Here is a 19,003-nt window from a genome sequence, read left to right as displayed (position 1 = left end):
ATTGATTTTTTTCAATTTTCTCACCTTACAAGAAAAGTGGAGAAATACTCCACTTCATTAAAATTATTTGGTTTTTTACTTTTTTATGAGTAACTTTTGATAATATCTTGTTGACATTATGAGTAACTTGACCTAAAATGTACTTGTAATCAAAGATTATTGAGGTGTAATGACTTTGATTTGATGTTTTTTGAAATAGTTCATGTATTTAGTTTCCGGAAGCTTGTCCGTAACCAATGCGTCAATCATTTCTAGTTCTGCAAAGCGATTGAAAGCTACACAGCCAACTTTACTAGAGTCACACATCAGATAGACCTGATCCGAACGTTCTATCACCTGACGTTTTAAAATTCCATCTTGTGGATCCATATTCGTCAATCCTCTTGTCAGTGAAAGCCCAACCGTTGCCAGAAAAGCCTTTGAATAATAGTAATGTGCATGGGTTATATCAAAGTTAAATCCACGGATACGAGGACAGTATTCACCACCGAGCAGAATCACTTTCATATCCTCACAATCTTTTAAAGCTTCCATTGCTAGGATACTATTTGTCACCACGGTAATATTCTTTGTCTTATCTAGATAAGGAATGATATGACAAGCTGTCGTACCTGAATCGATAAAAACAACATCGTTTTCTTCGATAACTTTTGCAGCTACTTCGCCAATGCGTTTTTTCTCTTCAAGATGAGAACTCATACGTAGCTTTATATCAATAAGGGTCTTCCCTTTCATGGAATCATCTTCATTGATAACGACACCGCCATATACCTTGCTGACAACCTTGCGATCTTCCAACTCTTTTAAATCACGGCGAAGCGTCTGCATGGAAACTTTAAAAATATCCAGCAGTTCTTCATTTGTTGATGACTTTACTTTACGAAGATAAGCTTCTATTTCATTGATTCGATTATATTTCATCTCATCACCATCCCCTCAACATTATAGCGATTCACTTTAATTTTTTCAATAAAGAATAAGGAAAGAGGTAAAAGGCAAATGAAAAAATTATTAGAGACTGTCACAAAATTTCCACAAACGCAAGTTTGGAATGATTCATGCAGCTGCAACGAACTAAGCTATGCAATCGAAAATGGTGCCGTAGGCGCAACGACAAATCCAGTGATCGTACTAAACGTATTAAAAAAAGAATTAAAAGAATGGGAACCAACAATTGAAAAAATCATTGCTGATAACCCGACTTTTAGTGAAGACGAAGTAGCTTGGGAAGTGATCAAATCAATGGGAGCCAAAGCAAGCAAGCTTCTATATCCTATATTTAAGGAAACAAATGGACAAAAAGGACGTATTTCTTTCCAAACGAACGCAAAATTCTATAATAATGCTGCCAAGATGGTTGAACATGCTTGTGATCTGGCCGCTACTGTTGAAAATTCACAGGTAAAAGCGCCAGCATCAAAGGCAGGTATTGAAGCTTATGAAGAGATGACCTATCGTGGTGTCAGCATCAATGCCACTGTTTCCTTCACTGTTTCTCAGGCCATTGCCGTAGCGGAAGCAGTAGAGAGAGGATTGAAACGCCGTGAAGCAGAAGGACTGCCAACTGATACGATGCACCCGGTATGTACGATCATGGCTGGACGTGTGGATGATTATCTGAAAAATGATATCAAAGCCAAAGGTATGCTCGTAGAACCTGAAATTTTGGAATGGGCTGGTGTTGCGGTTGTAAAACACGCTTATCAGATCTATCAGGAAAGAGGTTATCGTACACAGTTATTAGTTGCAGCTTATAGAAATCCTTATCACTGGCTTTCATTTGTCGGCGGTGACATTGTATTGACAATACCTTATGCATGGCAGCTAAAATACAATGAATCAAATTATGAAATCAAAGACTATATGAGTCAGCCTGTCAATCCAGATTATCTTTCTAAACTGATGAAACTTGAAGAATTCCGTAAAGCTTATGATGAAGATGGATTAAAGCCAGAAGACTTCGAACATTATGGAGCCTTTAAAGCAACGATCACTTCATTCTTAGGAGGCTATGATGACCTCTGTAAATTAATTCGTGGCTATATGGTGAAATAATTATGGCCCATACATTTTTAACTCCATCTAAGATCATCAGCGGTTCCAACGCATTAAATGATGCCCAAGCCACGATTGCATCATGCGGTACAAAAGCGCTGATCGTAACAGATGAAACGATGATCAAACTGGGAAATGCTCAGAAAGTCATTGATATTTTAAGTGCTAATGATCAAAAATTTGTTATCTATGCCGGTATTAGCGGTGAACCGAATGATATTATGATATCAGAGGGCGTTAAAGTCTATCAGGAAAATGAATGTGATTTCCTCATTGCCATTGGCGGTGGTTCTCCAATCGATTCCATGAAAGCAATTGCTATGATGAATCAATCAAAAGAACCAATTGCCTCTTACATGGGTAAAAATATTGAAATGGATCTGCCAAAGATGGTTGCAATTCCAACAACAGCTGGTACAGGTAGTGAAGCAACGATGTTTACGATCATTACCGATACTGCATCAGAAGTAAAAATGCTTCTAAAAGGTGCATGTCTCATTCCAGATATTGCTCTCATCGATCCAGCATTCTCAATGAGCGCCCCAAAATCAGTAACAAGTTTTACAGGTATCGATGCTCTCTGCCACGCCGTTGAAGCTTATACTTCAAAAAAGGCACAGCCACTTTCCGACACATTTGCACTGAGTGCGATCAAAAGAATCTTCAACAACCTTCTGATTGCATACAACGAACCTTCTAACGAAGAAGCACGTATTCAGATGTCACTTGCTGCCCTGGAAGCAGGTATTGCTTTCAACAATTCATCTGTAACGATCGTTCATGGCATGAGCCGTCCAATTGGTGCCCTTTTCCATGTACCTCACGGATTAAGCAACGCCATGTTATTAGAAGGCTGCATGAAATATGTAGTTGATGGTGCTTATGAACGTTTTGCTGACATTGCTCGCTATACAGGTGTATCAACCAGCACTTCAGATAAAAAAGCTGCCAATGACTTTATCAGCTATCTAACAGATTTCCTTGCCAAGATGAATATTCCTACGATGAGTGAATATGGCATTGATAAGGAAACATTTGATGGATGTATCGATAAGATGGCAAATGATGCCTATGCCAGCGGATCACCAAGCAACACAAGAAAAGAAATTAAAGTCAACGATATGATTCGCTTATATAAAGAAATTTATAAATAATAGAGGCCTCCTGTTTACTTACAAACAGGAGGCTTTTTTACAACAGATAAATTCGATAAGTTTCGATCTATATAAATAATACGATATAAATCATAATAAAATGTTAAACTTTATACAATCTTTTTCTCTAAATGATTTTTGGTCATTTCTAAGATCTCACAATTAATTTGCGAAACTTCCTCTAAATAATGACTGGTAAGAATTATCGTTTTCCCTTTTTTCTGTTCCTCTTGAATAAGCACAATTAATTTTTTCTTGACACTCTGATCCAAACCATTAAATGGTTCATCTAAAATTATATACTCAGGGTCTTCCATAAACGCCTGTATTAGACGTAGCTTTTGTTTCGTTCCCATCGAATATTTCCGATAAGTACGATCAATTTCATCTTTCATTTCAAAGATATCCGCCCATTTATATAGATCATCCTTATTACATATCTTCTTTATAGCTGCAACCATTTCTAAATTTTTAATTCCACTTAAATATGGAACAAAATCTGGACTATTGATACAAACACCTGCATTTTGAATAAAATCATATTCTTTTCCTAACTGTTTTCCATCAATCACCACTTTCCCAGAATCACACACCGAAAAACCACAAATTATTCTTAACAAAACACTCTTACCTACTCCGTTATCTCCTAAGATAACATAAGTTTTCCCTTTTTCAAACACATAACTAAAGCTATGAAATAGAGGTCTTTTTTTGAATCCCTTTGTAATTTCAACTAACTCAATACCCATAATATTTACCTATATTATTTCCTTTCTATAATTTAAGACCTGATAATAAATCGTGCTGCAAACAATCAAACTAATAATACCTTGTATCATACCAATCATTGAATCTGAAAAGAACAACAAATCTAAAACACCAAAATTAATATCCAGCATCATTATAATGATATAAAGGGTTAAAATAACCACTGTAATTATATTAACATTCAAACGAATTAGAAGCATTTTAGCCAAAATTGACATAAAACTATATACAAACATAAATTTTATACTAAATATAATAATCATGATAAAACTTATAATTGAGAATTTATAATCTCCAGTCAAAATCATAAAAAATAAACTCGCTAGAAAAACAGATATGAATATTATTATGAATTGTTCAATACTTTTTCTAGCTATCCTTTTAAATTTATATTCAATATATCTTTTCTTACTTTGATAACGATATATAATAAAGTTATCTAATCCAGCTTCATCTGACAACTCCATAAGCATACCAATACTTACGATTGTAAAAAATAATGAATAGAAAATAAATAAACGAATTTGTGCCATAGGACTTCTTGTGAAATAAAAAGATGCAGACTTTAATATTTCTGAAAATTCATTCCCTTTAAAATATAAACTTTGTGATTGTGCCTCAAACAAAATAAACAAAAATATAGAAATATATAGAATCTGAATCAAAATAAATCTAATTACTTTCATCATAAGCAATCTCTTTCCCTTTTGTAATCAGCCAATAAATTACTGCATATAGAAACAGATAAATAATAAAATGTGATATCTGCATATTAGGTCCATTAGGATATAAACCATATAATATATTTATTGATTGAAGAAAATCATTATTTGTGATAATTGATGAACATAATACCACTGGAAAGAAAATATAGGACCAATCTTTTTTACCAATCTTTTCAAAAAATATCATTATCATCACAAATAACATTGCAGTGAAACATTGATAGCAATAAACTTGAATAACTTCTAATATATTACACATACCAGTCACAAAAAGTATTAAACAAACAGAAATCAAATACACTAGGATCAGAACCATATTACGACAAATTCGATCAATAATATATTCTAACCAAAAAGTATATCTTGTTACCATCATTTCCATAGGCTCCTGATTGAAAAATAATAACATTAACTCACCCACATAAATGATTAAAAGAGGCTGAAAATTACTTCCTATGCTGTAATGCATTTCTCCGTTAAAATATCCCAAAACTTTTGTAATATCGAAAGCTAGAAAAAATGAAAAAAGAATCATGAGCCCAATGGTAATATAGTTAAAATAAAATGAAATTTTCTCTTTCATCATCTTGATCTCACTCCTCTAGTTAAATCCCATATAAAGCAAATACTTTATATGGGATTGCTTATAAATCAGATTATTTATACAATTCTTTCCTTACTTTTTTTAATATAATTGTATAATATTCCACCTAATACTCCCAAAACTATTACATGATAACATACCATATACGTTGTCATTATATACTGATAAGTAGACGGGGCTGTATAAGCTAATACTGAATAATAATCCAGCTCCCCTGATCCCATCAATGCACTGATGACATAAAAGATAAACGGGATCAATACGACCAAATACTTCTTATCTGTTCTTAATGATACATATATCGTCAGCAAGCCAAACTCCAAAGCAATCAAAAAATATGACACAAATCCTTCGGCCAAATAATACAAATGATAGTGTTCAATCAGTGTTTCCCTGCCAAATATATCCGCAAACATTGTATAACTGCCAATGATTTCTTCACCAAGCAAACTTCTTGACGGAAAATAGGCAGCTGCCCATTCAAATACGATGACATATCCTATGTAAACAGCCAAAGCGCCAATCAAGGCGGTCAATATTATATTTTTTATCAATTCTCTTGAATATTTATTTTTTCTTATTGCTGTAAAATGCATCACTTTATCTTTATAAACAAGAAATGAAAATACTGAATACGTTGATATAAGAGGAATCAGAATCTGCCATAAACTCATCCCCCACATAAAGGTTGTTTCTAAAGGTGTACACATTGCATAATATATTTCATTCGTATTATTTAATTCGTTCACAAAATACAGCTGTTCAGGAGTTGGCTCGCCAAATCTGGCAATCAAATAATCTTTAGTCTGTGTGTAAAACATGATCGCAGACAAAATAAGAAACAATACAAGTGTTTTCAGAAAATGTCGAATCCAAATCTTTTTCATAGTTTTATGGATCCATTAGAAATTAAACCTGAATCCCATATATTTTGACGTTTTGCTTTTACAGTATAACTTCCAGTAGTCATTATAAACGATGGTGTAAAAGAATAACTGCTATATGCTCCTTTACCTTTATATGCAGTAGATATTTGATTTCCTACATGATTACCTTCTTCATTGTAAAAATCAAAGTAAATATTTATCCAATCTGCTGTAGTTTCCAAACAATAAGTGATCGTTCCACTACTTGTAGATATGGATGGTTTTGTTAAACCTGTAACAACTGTTGTACCTGAATAAGTTATTGTTTTACCAGTCCAACTTCTAGTATTAGCTTCTACATTTGTAAGAAATATACCAGAAATCAATATGGCTGTTAATAAAATTTTAACCTTTTTCACACTTATACCTCCTCGTTTTTTTCTATGGTTTGAATTTTCCAGTAACTCTAATTGAACCAGCACTATCTAAAAGTTTCGCCTTTAAAGTATAATACTGTCCATCTATTGCGCCAGCAGTTACTGATTTAGAAGTAACATCTGACCATTGTGTCCACTGATAGATTAAATTATTTGTATTGCTATTATATACATAAAAGCAAATAATGACTCTACCTTCTGCTTCAAAATCAGTAATGGTAGTTTTCCCAGTATCTGTTTTTTTAATTTCTTTTGCAAGCGTTGTTAGCTGAGTTTCTGAAACAGTTACATTCTTAAAACTTCCATAATTAGCATTTACATTTTGCCCTATAACAGCAAATAATCCAGTTAATAAAAATATAGATAATAAAACTTTCCTTACTTTCTTCATATTGACACCTCTTTTCACTTTAAGACTCTTTCTATAAAATATTCTATTCTTTTTCAGTTTCCCTTTTCACTCCTCTCTTCTTTTAAAATCATCTAACTTGGATCGCACCCTGGTCCCGGGCAAATAACCATTTCAATAACTGTTTTGTCGGGACTGACAGCTTTACAGCCACTTCCACTAAACAGAAGTGAAAGTAATATTATCAATTTTGGAATCATTTGAAATCCCCCCTTATTTCTACTTATATTGTAAATAACGATGTAAACGATTGCAAGAAATAGAATAAAAAAGTAAAAATGCCCAATTTTAGGCATTTCTTATAAATTCATTCATTTTTTGATGAAAATTCAAATAGCTTTTTTTATGCTTTGTATTTCTTAAAGCAATCTTCTCCATCTCATATTCCATCAGCGACCAAAAGGGGTGATAATATTTCTGATATTTTAGCTGATCAGGAATTATACGCTTCATGATATATTCCACTAATTCATCATCGCTAGCCCCTTCTTTTACCATTAAAAAATATCTTAAATAATCGACATCATATCTTGTTTTTATATTTTCCTCACATAATTCTTTTGGATAATCCATTTGTTTATGCGAACAGATACTACATACAAATAACAATTCATTTAAAGACTGATGGTTTTTAATATTTTCCATAAATAATTGATAAGCAGTATCATATCTTTTATTCAAGTAATTATCCATACCAAGACTATAATTCATATTTTTCTTTAAAACATTCGGTATATCCTGTGTTCTTTTCATTTCTAAAAGCTTTTTAGCTTCTTTCTGTGCTAAAGAATCATCAGTATTTCGATAAATACCATAGATGCTTAATCTACATTTGATCTGCCAGTATTTGTTTTGTTGCTCTTCAAAAATATTTAAACTTTCTTTAAATAATTCTAATGCTTTTAGGAAGTGGCATTCATATTTATTATAAAAAGCCAATTGATATTTCATCATCGGATGATTTTCAAATTTCTGAATATATAAAATAATCTTATCTGCCAGCTTATAACTTCCTATAAAATCATTATTTGAACGAAACATTAAATCTAAAAGCAATATCTTTAATTCATCTTCTATGATATCTGTTTTGATCATAACTAGACAATCATTCACTTCCTCTAAACGCATATACTTATTCTCTCGATAATAACCAAACAGATATTCAAATACGCATATATATTCATGATAGATAGCAGAATCTTTATAGGGTGTAAGTTCTTGAATCATTTCATGATACAACTCATCAAAACGATCTTCTTCATAATATTCAAAGACATGTACTAAACGTATCAAATAATCACTGAGCCATTCTTCAAAGTTATCTTTGCACTTAAAACTTAAACCAAAGTAATCAAGATAATTGAGATAAAATTCATCGTTTTTGATTACTTTCCCTTTGGTCGCATAATGAAACGTAGAATAAGCAGATAATCCTTCACCCTCTATTTGTTTAATGTTGATTCCTCTACTAATGCGATAATAATCAAAAAGTTTCCCTAATCTTTTCTTTTCTGTTTCAGTTAACAACATTCTATCCCTACTTCCCATATACAATAATTATACAATAATGAATTTTCTCAGACAACTTCTACCCCTTCTATAAAAGTCATCTTATACGATATGCTCTATCTTCCCTCTTAAATAAGATATTCATAAAACGATGAATATAATATTTATATTTTTAAATCAATTCTTTTTATAATGATATTATGAATGGAAATTATGAAAAGAAAGTTATTGGTAAGCTTTTAGGGTTTTATAGGCAAAGAATGAATATTGATAAATTAGAGATCATTCAAATTTCTAATGGTAAAAAGATCTGTTCTTTAAAGACACTTAAAAAAATAGAAGAAGGAACCGTAGTAAGCGATCATTATTATGATTATCTTGCTGTCAGTTTGAATATGCATTTTTCTCTTGAAGAAAATGATGTGAAACTGCTTCAGCAATACCATGATCAATTAATCTCCTCTTTACATGTTTTCTCAAAATCATTAATGACAGAACTTCTTTATGATATCGAACAAAGTCTCTATCTTATGAATAATGTCATTTATTTTGAAGAAATGTTAAATCTCTTTCATGATATTCTAGATTATCATTTAAATGAAAACCTGCCATCCCGTTCAACAATTGATTTATATTTGGCTTTAAAAGAGATGGTCAATCATGAAGATAAGAAACTAATTCTTTATTTTTTATATCAGATATGTAATGTAGTTACATATTTAGACCGTAGCCAGATCCAACAAGAATGTCTTCCTTTTTATACAGATCCTTTGTTTATTCAAAATCACCTGCTTCATATAAGTCAAAATTTTATACCTTTTGATGCTTATCATAGAATTAAAAATTTTTATATCCAAATAAAGAACCAGATAAGTGATTATCAAAAAATTACTATATATAGTATCATGGCCATGATTCAGTTAAATATGAATGATGTAAAGTCTGCATACAAGACGATTTGTAAGATCCTCGCTTTGATTAAATCAAATCCTGATTATCCAGATCAGCTTCTATTAAGCCTTCATATGCGTGCTACGATTGTTTGTTATGCGATGAAACAATATGAGCAGGCGATTCAAAATGCTTTAATATGCTATCATGCTTCATATAAACAGCTAAATTATAATCATCTGCTTTTATTTGATGCTCTTGAAAAAACAAATCAGATTTCACTTTTAATAAATTTATTAAAAGACTCTCAGACACTTTCATTTCACAATGAGGTGGTATCTAAAATATTTAAATATTATCAAATTAAACATTTATGGCCTTTAACCCTCATTCAGAAACATCGTTTGTTAACAGATCTGATCTTAAATCAATTGATACCGTTATGTAAATATAGCGAACTTTATCAAAATATCTTAACTGAAGAAATGTTAGCCCATGTTGCCATAACCAGAGATTATAAAAGTTTTTATCATTTTCTTCAATCAAATAAATTTAATCATTTTCATTCATAATTATTAATATAAATTGAGATAACGCTGGATTAGTTAATTTTTTATACATAAATATAAAACACTGCGCACTAAATTCATATTTTTCATTTATTAAATAGTGGCGATATTTCATCCACCTTACCCCCTTTTACAAAGCGGTGCCTATTAGCACCGCTTCTTACCTATACGCCCCAGCATTCAGGTGAACATACGACATATGGCTGCACTATAGGTTCTTCTTCACAGACATATTCCAAATTCCCCTCTTCATCTTCTACATAGAAACAGACAATATCATCTTTATCCGGATCTTCTGTAGCTTGAATCTTTGTATTGAAAGATGTCAATAATGATAAAGCTCCTAAAACAATTAGTAATTTTTTCATATCATTTCCTCCTTCCCTTATATTTTACACGAAATAATTTTTTAAAAAGCGATTTTTCCATTTTTCGTAAAAAAGTTGCTTAAGTGTTGGAAAAGTGGCAAATTTGGTCATTTTTTGACGATTTCCAATACTATGATACTGTTTTTAGGAATATGTTATTCTATAAAAGGGCATAATAAAATTTATAATAAAAATAGGTGATAGTATGATTCAACAATTAAGTGAATTTTTAATGAGAGAATGCCGCAGACAGAATCTTACAAATCAGGCTTTGGCTGAGCGTTGTAATAATCAAATTAGTGCCGATTATATCGGAAAGATCAAAAATAAAGTACCAAAAACAGTAAGTATTGATACGCTCAATATATTGGCTGTCGGCCTTGGTATGACTTTAAGACAATTCTTACAGGAAGCGGGTATCATAGATTCTTTTGATAAGCATTTATTAAGTAATTCGGAAGCAGATAAATTCATTGAATCAATTTCTGATTTTATATCCCCTTGGGTGAATGTGAAAAAGATGAATGCATCTCAAAAAATTGAATTAGCAAACTATATCTATGATAATATTCGTATGGTTTCTTATAAATATAAATAATCATGCCTTATCATCATGAAAAACAGGCCATCGGTTTTTTAATTGGTTATTATCGGCAAAAGAATCATATTTCTCGCAAAGATTTATTAGAACAGGCTCAGAATACCTGTTTCTCATGTTCTCCTAAAACGCTTGTGAGAATTGAAAAAGGAATCGTTTCTAAAAATGAAATATTTTATTGCTCCTTATGTTATCAGCTTCATATGACATATGTGCTAAATGATAAGCTTTTAAGCGAGCTTTGTCATTATGGTAAGAGACTTTTAAAAATACTTCCTTTTGGTTCTAATTATCATTTAGAACTTCTTTTAAAGACTGTTAATGAAAAAATAGATCATTATGACCATGTGATTTATATCTATGAAAGATTATTACTTTATAAGGCTGTTTTAGAGTTATCATTATATGAAAAACTTCCTGCAAAAGAGGTTCTGGATATTTTCTATTTTTTAAATCATTTGCTTTGTAAAGAGGATAAAGAACTTATATTTTTTCTTTTTATGTATCCTGCCATTAGAAAAAAAGCTTTCAAAGATATTTATGAGCAGTGGTCTATATATCAGAATAAACCACTGTTTTTCGGTTATTATCTTGAATCAATCATATCTTCCCATTCACTTCTTGATGCTTATTGTCTGTTGCAAGACATTCAGCTGCATCACTCTCTTACAATTTTAGAAAACATTCTGCTTCTTAGCGCTATGGCTTTGCTTGAAGAAAAAGGCAATGATGCAGTTTCAGCTTATGGAACGATGAAAAACTGTCTCAATTATCTTTATCATGATTTATGTGATTCTCTAAAAGCACATGTTTTTATTCAAAGTGCTGTTTTGGCGTATGATTTAAATTTATATGAAGAATGTATCCAATACTTTTTATCAGTCATCTCTTTAAATATGATATTCATTAAAGAATCTTCGCTTCTGTTTTTCCATGTATTAGAAAGGACCCATCGTCAGGATTTATTAAAAAAATATCTTTTCAAAACAGATTTTTCTCAATTTGAAGATGAAACAACAAAAAAAATCTTTGCTTATTATTCCATGAAATATAAAGAAAAAGCTAGTTATGTTCAAAGAGAACAGATGATCTGTAATGATTTAAAACATTTAAGTCAGCAATTGCTGTATAAAGATATTTTATTAGAAGAATTGTTAGATATTATTTCTGTTACCGGTCATTATAAATGTTTATACCGTTTTATGATTTGATATAATAAACCAAAAATTACCACATTAAAACGATGTTCTTCTTGTGTAAGAGTAAGGCTTTTTTGATAGAATGAATTTGAAATAATGGATATGGAGGTAATTATGGAAATATTAAGTACAAAAATACATGAAAAGAAAAGCCGGCCAGTGAAAGTGCTGCAATTTGGAGAAGGTAACTTTTTGCGTGCCTTTATTGACTGGTTTATTCAGGAAATGAATGATAAAGCTGAATTTAATGGAGATGTATGTGTGGTACAGCCATTAGATTTTGGCCGAGTAGAAGAATTAAGAAAACAGGATGGTTTATATACACTGCTTTTAGAAGGTGTTAGTAATGGTGAAGTAATCCATCATAAACAAGTCATTGATGTTTTAAGTGACTTTATCAATCCTTATCAGGAATATGAGCGTTATTTGGATTATGCTAAGAGTGAAGATTTGAAGATCATTCTTTCAAATACAACAGAAGCTGGTATAGCTTATGATCCAAGCGATACAGATGAAACGGTAACATCACCAACATATCCGGGCAAGCTTTTAACTTTCTTAAAGAAGAGATTTGATTTCTTCCAGGGATCAAAGGAAGCCGGTCTATATATCTTGCCATGTGAACTGATTGATCACAATGGCTCAACATTGAAAGAATATCTTAATAAGCTTTCTTTAGATCGTCATTATAGTGAAGAATTTATTACATGGCTGAATGAGGCTAATCTTTTCTATAATACGCTTGTTGATCGTATCGTTCCAGGTTATCCAAAAGATCAGATCGAGCGTCTGCAGAAAGAGGATGGCTATATTGATAACAATGTCGTAAAAGGGGAAATATTTCATTTATGGGTCATTGAAGGTGATCCTGCTATTAAAACAGTATTACCAATTGAAAAAACTGATTTAAATATCCTTGTTACGGATAATGTGAAACCTTATAAGGAAAGAAAAGTTAAAATTCTGAATGGTTCACATACTTGTATGGTTCCTATTGCTTATCAGTATGGTGTCCGTGCAGTCAATGAAATGATGAATGATGAATATTTGAAAAATTGGCTATTTGCTTTCTTAAAAGAAGAAGTCTGGCCAACGATTGATCTTCCTCAGAGTGAAAAGGAACAATTTACAAACGATGTGATGGAACGTTTCATGAATCCGACGATCTATCATGAATTATTGACTATTTCTTTGAATTCAATGACCAAATATAAAACACGTGTATTGCCAAGTGCTATTGGTTATTATGAAAAAACAAATGAATTACCTAAGCATTCTTTATTCTCACTTGCTTCTTTATTTGTGATGTATTCTTTGAAGAAAGAAGATGGTACATCTTTAGTAATGGATGATCCGGCATTTATTGAAATGTGGGCACGTTTATGGAAGCAAAATGATGTTGCTGCTTTGGTTCAGGAAGTGATGTCAATGAAGGATCATTGGGAATATGATTTTACACAGATGAAAGGAAGCCTTGACTATGTAAGCCAGTGTGTGAATGACATATTAGCTTTGGGTATGAAAAAAGCCCTTGTCAAGCATTTTGGATAATATGAAAACATTACATATCAATGATAAAGACAATGTGCTGATTGCCCTTGAAAAGGGGTTGAAGCATGATGTCGTAAATGGTTTTGAACTTCTGGATGATATCGATGCCGGACATAAGATTGCCATGCGTGATATTCAGGAAAATGAAGATATCATTAAATATGGTGAATCGATTGGTCATGCAACTCGTCTGATTCATCAGGGAGAAAAGGTTCATTCTCATAATATGAAAACGAATCTTTCCGGTCTTAAAGAATATGTTTATACACCTGTTACCTTTGATAAACATACAGTTAAGACAAATCGTGAACTGATGGCATATCGCAGAAGCAATGGTAAAGTGGGGATCCGTAATGAGTTATGGGTTATCGTAACCGTGGGCTGTGTTAATTCGATTGCCAGAAATATTTTAGAGAATTTTAAAAGCCGTCATGATTTAAGTGACATTGATGGAATTTATACCTTTGATCATCCTTATGGATGTTCTCAGATGGGAAATGACCAGGAAAATACGATCAAGATCTTACGCAATATCGTAATGCACCCTAATGCCGGTGGTGTCCTTGTCTTAGGTCTTGGCTGTGAAAACAATCAGTTAAAGCCTTTCTATGATTCACTTGTGGATATTGATTCAAAACGTATCCGTTATATGAATTGTCAGGATGTTGAAGATGAAGTCAAGGAAGCAAATATCATCTTAGATGAAATCTATGAAGAGATGCGTCATGATGTGCGTGAAAAGGTTGATTTCAAGGATATTACATTTGGTCTGAAATGTGGTGGAAGCGATGGTTTTTCAGGAATTACAGCAAATCCGCTTGTAGGACGTTTTTCAGACAAGATGTTAACATTGGGGGCTAATTCTATTCTAAGTGAAGTACCTGAAATGTTTGGAGCGGAACATATTTTGATGAACCGTGCTGATTCTGAAGAGACTTTTGAGAAAATTGTTCATTTGATCAACGGTTATAAAGAATACTTCATGAGTTATAATCAAGTGGTTTATGAAAATCCATCACCTGGAAATAAAGCCGGTGGTATTACGACGCTTGAAGAGAAATCATTGGGGTGCATTCAAAAAGCAGGTACCAGTCCCATTGCTGATGTATTGAATTATGGTGAAGCACGTAAAAAAGCCGGAGTATCCCTTTTATATGGACCTGGTAATGATATGGTCAGTGTAACTGCCATGGCTGCTTCAGGTGCACAGTTAGTTTTATTTACTACAGGAAGAGGCACACCTTTTGGGGGATTTGTTCCTACTGTTAAGATTTCTACGAATACTGCATTATTTAATAAAAAACCACAGTGGATCGATTTTAATGCCGGTGTTCTTTTAGAAAATCATACATTGGATGAAGTAAGCGATGATTTAGTAGACAAGATCATTGATATCATCAATGGTGATAAGTGTCAGAATGAAATTCATAACTGTCGTGAAATAGCGATTTTCAAACAAGGGGTGACTTTATAAATGGAAGTTTTTTTGTTAAGTATTATCACTGCTTTGCTCGTTGTTTATGGATTTAAGGCTTATCGTCTCTATCCTTCTTATAAGCATAGTATTTTTCCTGATCTTATACCAAGCTTTTTAGAATATTTTTATCGGGTTACGATTCGTAAAGACGCATCGACAAGCAGCTTTCTAAAAAGTAAAATAGGTACACATCGAATGACTTTTACTACATTGCAGAATAATGATCACAAGATTACAAGCCGTTTTGTCATTCTTCTTTACAATAAAGGGATTGCCTTGATCAGCTGTCTTGATCCTAAAGGAACTGTTTCCGGTCAAACAAATGATAAACATTGGTTTATTCGTCGTGAAAATCAGACAGTTAAAATTGCAAATCCTAAGATTGAAAGTGATAAATATGCTATTCTGGTAAAGAAAAAATATCCGGATCTTCCTTTAACACAGTATGTTGCGGTAGGAAATGATAGTGATATTTCTAAAGTAAAATGTGATTTTATCGTTTGTCATAACAATGAGATGATCCGTCATCTTTTAGAAGCTTCTACTCCTTATGTTGAGGATGAAAAAATAATTGAAACTTTTAATAACGCTAATAAAAATGCATAGCTCAAGCTATGCATTTTTATTTACATTTCTACCAAACAATCACAGTAAATTTCATAGATATCTTGTTCTGTTAATGGCGCCCATGTCTTTTGGAAGTCGTCTTTATATGCCTGATGTGCCATTTCTTTTAATTTCTTATCATCAATACCAACCTTTTCTAAGGTCATAGGTAATCCGATAGAAACAAAGAAATCGTAAAGTTTTTTAATTCCTTCTTTAGCGGCTTCAATATCAGAGAGTGAAGAATTGACATGGAAGATTTCACAAGCAAAACGTTTTAACTGTGGGGCCGTTTTCTCATTAAGAATATGTTTCATCCAGCGAGGGGTCAAGATTGCGAGTCCTGCACCGTGAGTAATATCATAGTGGGCAGAAAGCACATGTTCCATTGGATGGCAAACCCAGATCTTAACTTTTCCAACCCCTGTCAGACCATTTAAGCCATTAGTAGAAGCCCACATGATATTGGCTCTGGCAGAATAATTATCAGGTTCTTTTAACGCAATGGGTACATATTTAACACATGCTTTTAATATACTTTCCGCAAGACCATCCTGAATATCTGCATCTTTTACCTGATCAAAATAAGATTCAAAAACATGACTCATAATGTCAGCACAGCCGCAAGCTGTCTGATAAGCTGGTACTGTATAAGTATAAGTTGGATCACAGATGCTTGCCTTAGGACGCATGACATCATTTCTAAATCCCAGTTTTTCATTTGTATCTAAATTTGTGATAACTGCGCCCCAATTCATTTCACTTCCTGTTGCTGACATTGTAAGAACTGTATAAATTGGCAGTGCTTCACCAATCAATTCAGGATGGGTAACTAATGTCCAGCAATCATATTCACTCTTACAAGTAACACTGATGGCCTTAGAGCAATCAATAACACTGCCACCGCCAACAGCAACGATACAATCCAAATCATGTTCACGGACAAGCTGAGCCCCTGCATCAACACTCTCTTTTCGTGGATTCGGATCAATACCGCTTAATTCTACCCATTCAATATCATTTTCTTTAAATAAGGTGGTCACCTGATCATACAAACCACTTTTTTTGATGCTTCCGCCACCATATGTCAGTAAGACTCTTCTACCTGAACGTTTCACTAATTCCGGCAAATGAACGATCTGTCCTTTCCCAAAATATATTTCTGTGGGCAACTTTAATTCAAAATTTTCCATAGTTCCTCCCTTTAGAAAAACAGCCCTATAGGCTGTTATCTTTGTACTCTTCCACTGGCATCTCCATTTGCCAGTGTCAATACTTCACTTTCGCTTACAAGGTTGAAATCACCTGGAATTGTATGTTTCAAAGCACTTGCAGCTACCGCAAACTCTAAAGCTTCACCCTGTGTTTTCATCGTTAACAAACCATGAATCAGACCACCAGAGAAGCTATCTCCTCCACCAACACGGTCAACAATAGGATTTACATCATAGTGTTTTGACTGATAGAATTCATTTCCATCATAGATCAAAGCACTCCAGCCATTATGAGAAGCACTATGACTTTCACGCAGTGTCGTACAAACTTTTTCAAAACCAAATTCTTCCTTCATCTGCGCAAAGATCTTCTTATATCCATCTAAATCTAATTTACCGCTAGAAACATCAGTTCCTTCTGGTTTAAAGCCTAAACACAGCTCTGCATCTTCTTCATTACCAATGCAGACATCAACATATTGCATCAAATCTTTCATGATCTTTTGAGCCTGTTCAGGTGTCCATAATTTTTTACGATAATTCAAATCACAAGAAACCTTTACATGATGACGCTTCGCTGCCTTGCAAGCTTCTTTTGTCAATTCTGCAGCCTTCGCACTAATTGCCGGGGTAATTCCTGAAAAATGGAACCAGTCAGCCCCTTCCATGATCGCATCAAAGTCGAATTCTTCAACCTCTGCCTTAGCAATGGCACTATCTGCACGGTCATAAATAACCTTGCTAGGGCGCATAGAAGCACCACTCTCTAAATAATAAATACCTACTCTTTCACCACCACGAACGATATAGTCCGTATGGACACCATATTTGCGTAATGCATTTACTGCCGACTGCCCAATTTCATGAGTTGGCAGCTTTGTCACAAAATAAGCATCATGACCATAGTTTGCTAATGAGACAGCAACATTGGCCTCTCCTCCACCATAACAAACATCAAAAGAATCACACTGCACAAAGCGTGTACGCTCTGGTGAAGAAAGACGCAGCATAATTTCACCTAAAGTAATAATCTTCATATTCTCTCCTATTTCTTCAATAAATGAATCTTAAATCCACCAATTTCTTTTTCAAAATAAATAGCTTTTAATGAATGATCATCATTATATGCCTTAGAGCTTTCATCAAATGTATAACCTAAGCTTTCATAATAACGAACAGCTCTTTCAACACTGTTGACCTTATAGGCAATATGACCATGTGTACCTAACTTATTCTTCATCACTTCAATGGTTTTACCTGCAAAGCAAGATTTAGAATGAGGTTCTGTTTCACACTGAAGCAAAGATGCAAATTCACCTGCAACATCTTCAGCACTCGTTTCATCAGCATTAACACCCACATGTGCCAATTCAAGTCCTAACATGGTCTTAACAGCATTCTGTGTTAATTCTTTGATACGATCAAAATTACCCTCTTTGATAGCCTTCGCATCCACCATCCAGGTACCACCACAAGCAACGATACGATCATAATCTAAATATTCTACGATGTTGCTTTCCTTAATGCCGCCTGTCGGCATAAAGTTTACGTTGACATATGGTGCTGCCAATGCTTTGATCATTTTTAATCCCCCTAGCGGTTCTGCAGGGAAGAATTTTACAGTCGTCAAGCCACAAGATAAAGCAGCTTCAATGTCGCTCGCATTCGCACATCCAGGTACGACAGGCACCTTTTTCTCAATACAATAACGAACGATTTCAGGGTTCAATCCCGGAGAAACGATAAATTTTGCACCTGCTTCTAACGCATCATCTACCTGTTCTTTCGTTAGCACAGTTCCAGCACCAAGAAGCATCTGTGGCAATTCTTTATTCATGATCTGCATTGCCTTTTTCGCATGCTCTGTTCTGAATGTTACCTCAGCTACTGGGAGTCCGCCTTCACAAAGTGCTTTTCCTAATGGAAGAGCATCTTCAACACGATCAATTTTAATGACCGGCACGATCCCAATTCTACTGATTTTATCTAATATCTCGTTCATG

General features: G+C 33.3%; 21 protein-coding genes. 8 read left to right on the top strand and 13 right to left on the bottom strand.

Annotation, left to right across the window (positions count from 1 at the left end):
• Positions 1-156: 156 nt before the first annotated feature.
• Positions 157-921, bottom strand: coding sequence for a DeoR/GlpR family DNA-binding transcription regulator (locus BQ5367_RS04765; protein WP_071441409.1), 765 nt, complete (start codon positions 919-921; stop codon positions 157-159).
• A 78-nt stretch (positions 922-999) separates the two neighbouring features.
• Here BQ5367_RS04765 and BQ5367_RS04760 point away from each other — a divergent pair, with 78 nt between their 5' ends.
• Complete coding sequence (locus BQ5367_RS04760; RefSeq protein ID WP_071441408.1) at positions 1,000-2,055, top strand: transaldolase family protein; 1,056 nt, start codon at positions 1,000-1,002, stop codon at positions 2,053-2,055.
• A 2-nt stretch (positions 2,056-2,057) separates the two neighbouring features.
• Positions 2,058-3,209 (top strand): iron-containing alcohol dehydrogenase, encoded by a 1,152-nt coding sequence (locus BQ5367_RS04755; RefSeq protein WP_071441407.1) that lies wholly within the window; start codon positions 2,058-2,060, stop codon positions 3,207-3,209.
• Positions 3,210-3,319: 110 nt separating this feature from the next.
• Here the strand turns inward: BQ5367_RS04755 and BQ5367_RS04750 are convergent, their stop codons facing one another.
• The 8 genes from BQ5367_RS04750 to BQ5367_RS04720 all read right to left on the bottom strand — a co-directional run bounded on the left by BQ5367_RS04750 (position 3,320) and on the right by BQ5367_RS04720 (position 8,548).
• Positions 3,320-3,958, bottom strand: coding sequence for an ATP-binding cassette domain-containing protein (locus BQ5367_RS04750; protein ID WP_071441406.1), 639 nt, complete (start codon positions 3,956-3,958; stop codon positions 3,320-3,322).
• A 9-nt stretch (positions 3,959-3,967) separates the two neighbouring features.
• Complete coding sequence (locus BQ5367_RS04745; RefSeq protein ID WP_071441405.1) at positions 3,968-4,666, bottom strand: hypothetical protein; 699 nt, start codon at positions 4,664-4,666, stop codon at positions 3,968-3,970.
• Positions 4,650-5,288, bottom strand: coding sequence for a hypothetical protein (locus tag BQ5367_RS04740; RefSeq protein ID WP_071441404.1), 639 nt, complete (start codon positions 5,286-5,288; stop codon positions 4,650-4,652). Before BQ5367_RS04740 ends, BQ5367_RS04745 begins: the two co-directional genes overlap by 17 nt.
• Before the next feature lie 74 nt (positions 5,289-5,362).
• Complete coding sequence (locus BQ5367_RS04735; protein ID WP_071441403.1) at positions 5,363-6,193, bottom strand: hypothetical protein; 831 nt, start codon at positions 6,191-6,193, stop codon at positions 5,363-5,365.
• Positions 6,190-6,591 carry a hypothetical protein gene (locus BQ5367_RS04730; RefSeq protein ID WP_071441402.1) on the bottom strand — a complete coding sequence of 134 codons (402 nt, stop codon included), beginning with the start codon at positions 6,589-6,591 and terminating at the stop codon, positions 6,190-6,192. The genes BQ5367_RS04735 and BQ5367_RS04730 overlap by 4 nt, the downstream gene beginning before the upstream one ends.
• A 22-nt stretch (positions 6,592-6,613) precedes the next feature.
• Entirely contained in the window at positions 6,614-7,000 is a 387-nt protein-coding gene (locus BQ5367_RS04725) for a hypothetical protein (protein WP_071441401.1), read from the bottom strand.
• 92 nt (positions 7,001-7,092) lie between these two features.
• On the bottom strand, positions 7,093-7,218 hold the full coding sequence (locus BQ5367_RS13905) for a hypothetical protein (protein ID WP_268874436.1): 126 nt from the start codon (positions 7,216-7,218) through the stop codon (positions 7,093-7,095).
• Positions 7,219-7,306: 88 nt separating this feature from the next.
• A complete protein-coding gene (locus tag BQ5367_RS04720) occupies positions 7,307-8,548 on the bottom strand; it encodes a hypothetical protein (RefSeq protein ID WP_071441400.1) in 1,242 nt (413 codons plus the stop codon).
• Positions 8,549-8,727: 179 nt separating this feature from the next.
• Between BQ5367_RS04720 and BQ5367_RS04715 the strand changes: the two genes are divergently transcribed.
• Positions 8,728-9,990: a tetratricopeptide repeat protein gene (locus BQ5367_RS04715; protein WP_071441399.1), complete on the top strand. Its 1,263-nt coding sequence runs from the start codon at positions 8,728-8,730 to the stop codon at positions 9,988-9,990.
• A gap of 161 nt (positions 9,991-10,151) precedes the next feature.
• On the opposite strand, the gene BQ5367_RS04710 is transcribed toward BQ5367_RS04715, so the two are convergent.
• Positions 10,152-10,355, bottom strand: a complete 204-nt coding sequence (locus tag BQ5367_RS04710) for a hypothetical protein (protein ID WP_071441398.1) — start codon at positions 10,353-10,355, stop codon at positions 10,152-10,154.
• A 205-nt stretch (positions 10,356-10,560) separates the two neighbouring features.
• Between BQ5367_RS04710 and BQ5367_RS04705 the strand changes: the two genes are divergently transcribed.
• The 5 genes from BQ5367_RS04705 (at position 10,561) to BQ5367_RS04685 (ending at position 15,786) form a co-directional block, all read left to right on the top strand.
• On the top strand, positions 10,561-10,953 hold the full coding sequence (locus tag BQ5367_RS04705) for a helix-turn-helix domain-containing protein (RefSeq protein ID WP_071441397.1): 393 nt from the start codon (positions 10,561-10,563) through the stop codon (positions 10,951-10,953).
• A 2-nt stretch (positions 10,954-10,955) separates the two neighbouring features.
• Positions 10,956-12,164: a hypothetical protein gene (locus tag BQ5367_RS04700; protein ID WP_071441396.1), complete on the top strand. Its 1,209-nt coding sequence runs from the start codon at positions 10,956-10,958 to the stop codon at positions 12,162-12,164.
• Positions 12,165-12,266: 102 nt separating this feature from the next.
• Entirely contained in the window at positions 12,267-13,703 is a 1,437-nt protein-coding gene (locus tag BQ5367_RS04695) for a tagaturonate reductase (RefSeq protein WP_071441395.1), read from the top strand.
• 1 nt (position 13,704) lies between these two features.
• Positions 13,705-15,177 carry a UxaA family hydrolase gene (locus BQ5367_RS04690; RefSeq protein WP_071441848.1) on the top strand — a complete coding sequence of 491 codons (1,473 nt, stop codon included), beginning with the start codon at positions 13,705-13,707 and terminating at the stop codon, positions 15,175-15,177.
• The gene (locus BQ5367_RS04685) at positions 15,178-15,786 is read left to right on the top strand and encodes a hypothetical protein (RefSeq protein WP_071441394.1); all 609 of its coding nucleotides are present in this window, start codon (positions 15,178-15,180) and stop codon (positions 15,784-15,786) included.
• Between the two features lie 20 nt (positions 15,787-15,806).
• Here BQ5367_RS04685 and BQ5367_RS04680 read toward each other — a convergent pair whose 3' ends face one another.
• The 3 genes from BQ5367_RS04680 to BQ5367_RS04670 are packed head-to-tail and all read right to left on the bottom strand — an operon-like array spanning position 15,807 to position 19,002.
• Positions 15,807-16,979, bottom strand: a complete 1,173-nt coding sequence (locus BQ5367_RS04680; RefSeq protein ID WP_071441393.1) for an iron-containing alcohol dehydrogenase — start codon at positions 16,977-16,979, stop codon at positions 15,807-15,809.
• 35 nt (positions 16,980-17,014) lie between these two features.
• The gene (locus BQ5367_RS04675; RefSeq protein ID WP_071441392.1) at positions 17,015-18,037 is read right to left on the bottom strand and encodes a sugar kinase; all 1,023 of its coding nucleotides are present in this window, start codon (positions 18,035-18,037) and stop codon (positions 17,015-17,017) included.
• A gap of 8 nt (positions 18,038-18,045) precedes the next feature.
• Positions 18,046-19,002 carry a bifunctional 4-hydroxy-2-oxoglutarate aldolase/2-dehydro-3-deoxy-phosphogluconate aldolase gene (locus BQ5367_RS04670; RefSeq protein WP_071441391.1) on the bottom strand — a complete coding sequence of 319 codons (957 nt, stop codon included), beginning with the start codon at positions 19,000-19,002 and terminating at the stop codon, positions 18,046-18,048.
• Between the last annotated feature and the right edge of the window lies 1 nt (position 19,003).

Source organism: Traorella massiliensis, assembly GCF_900104665.1.
Lineage (GTDB): Bacteria > Bacillota_I > Bacilli_A > Erysipelotrichales > Erysipelotrichaceae > Traorella > Traorella massiliensis.
The sequence above is the reverse complement of the archived record's forward strand: the minus strand, read 5'-3'. Positions and strand labels throughout refer to the sequence as shown.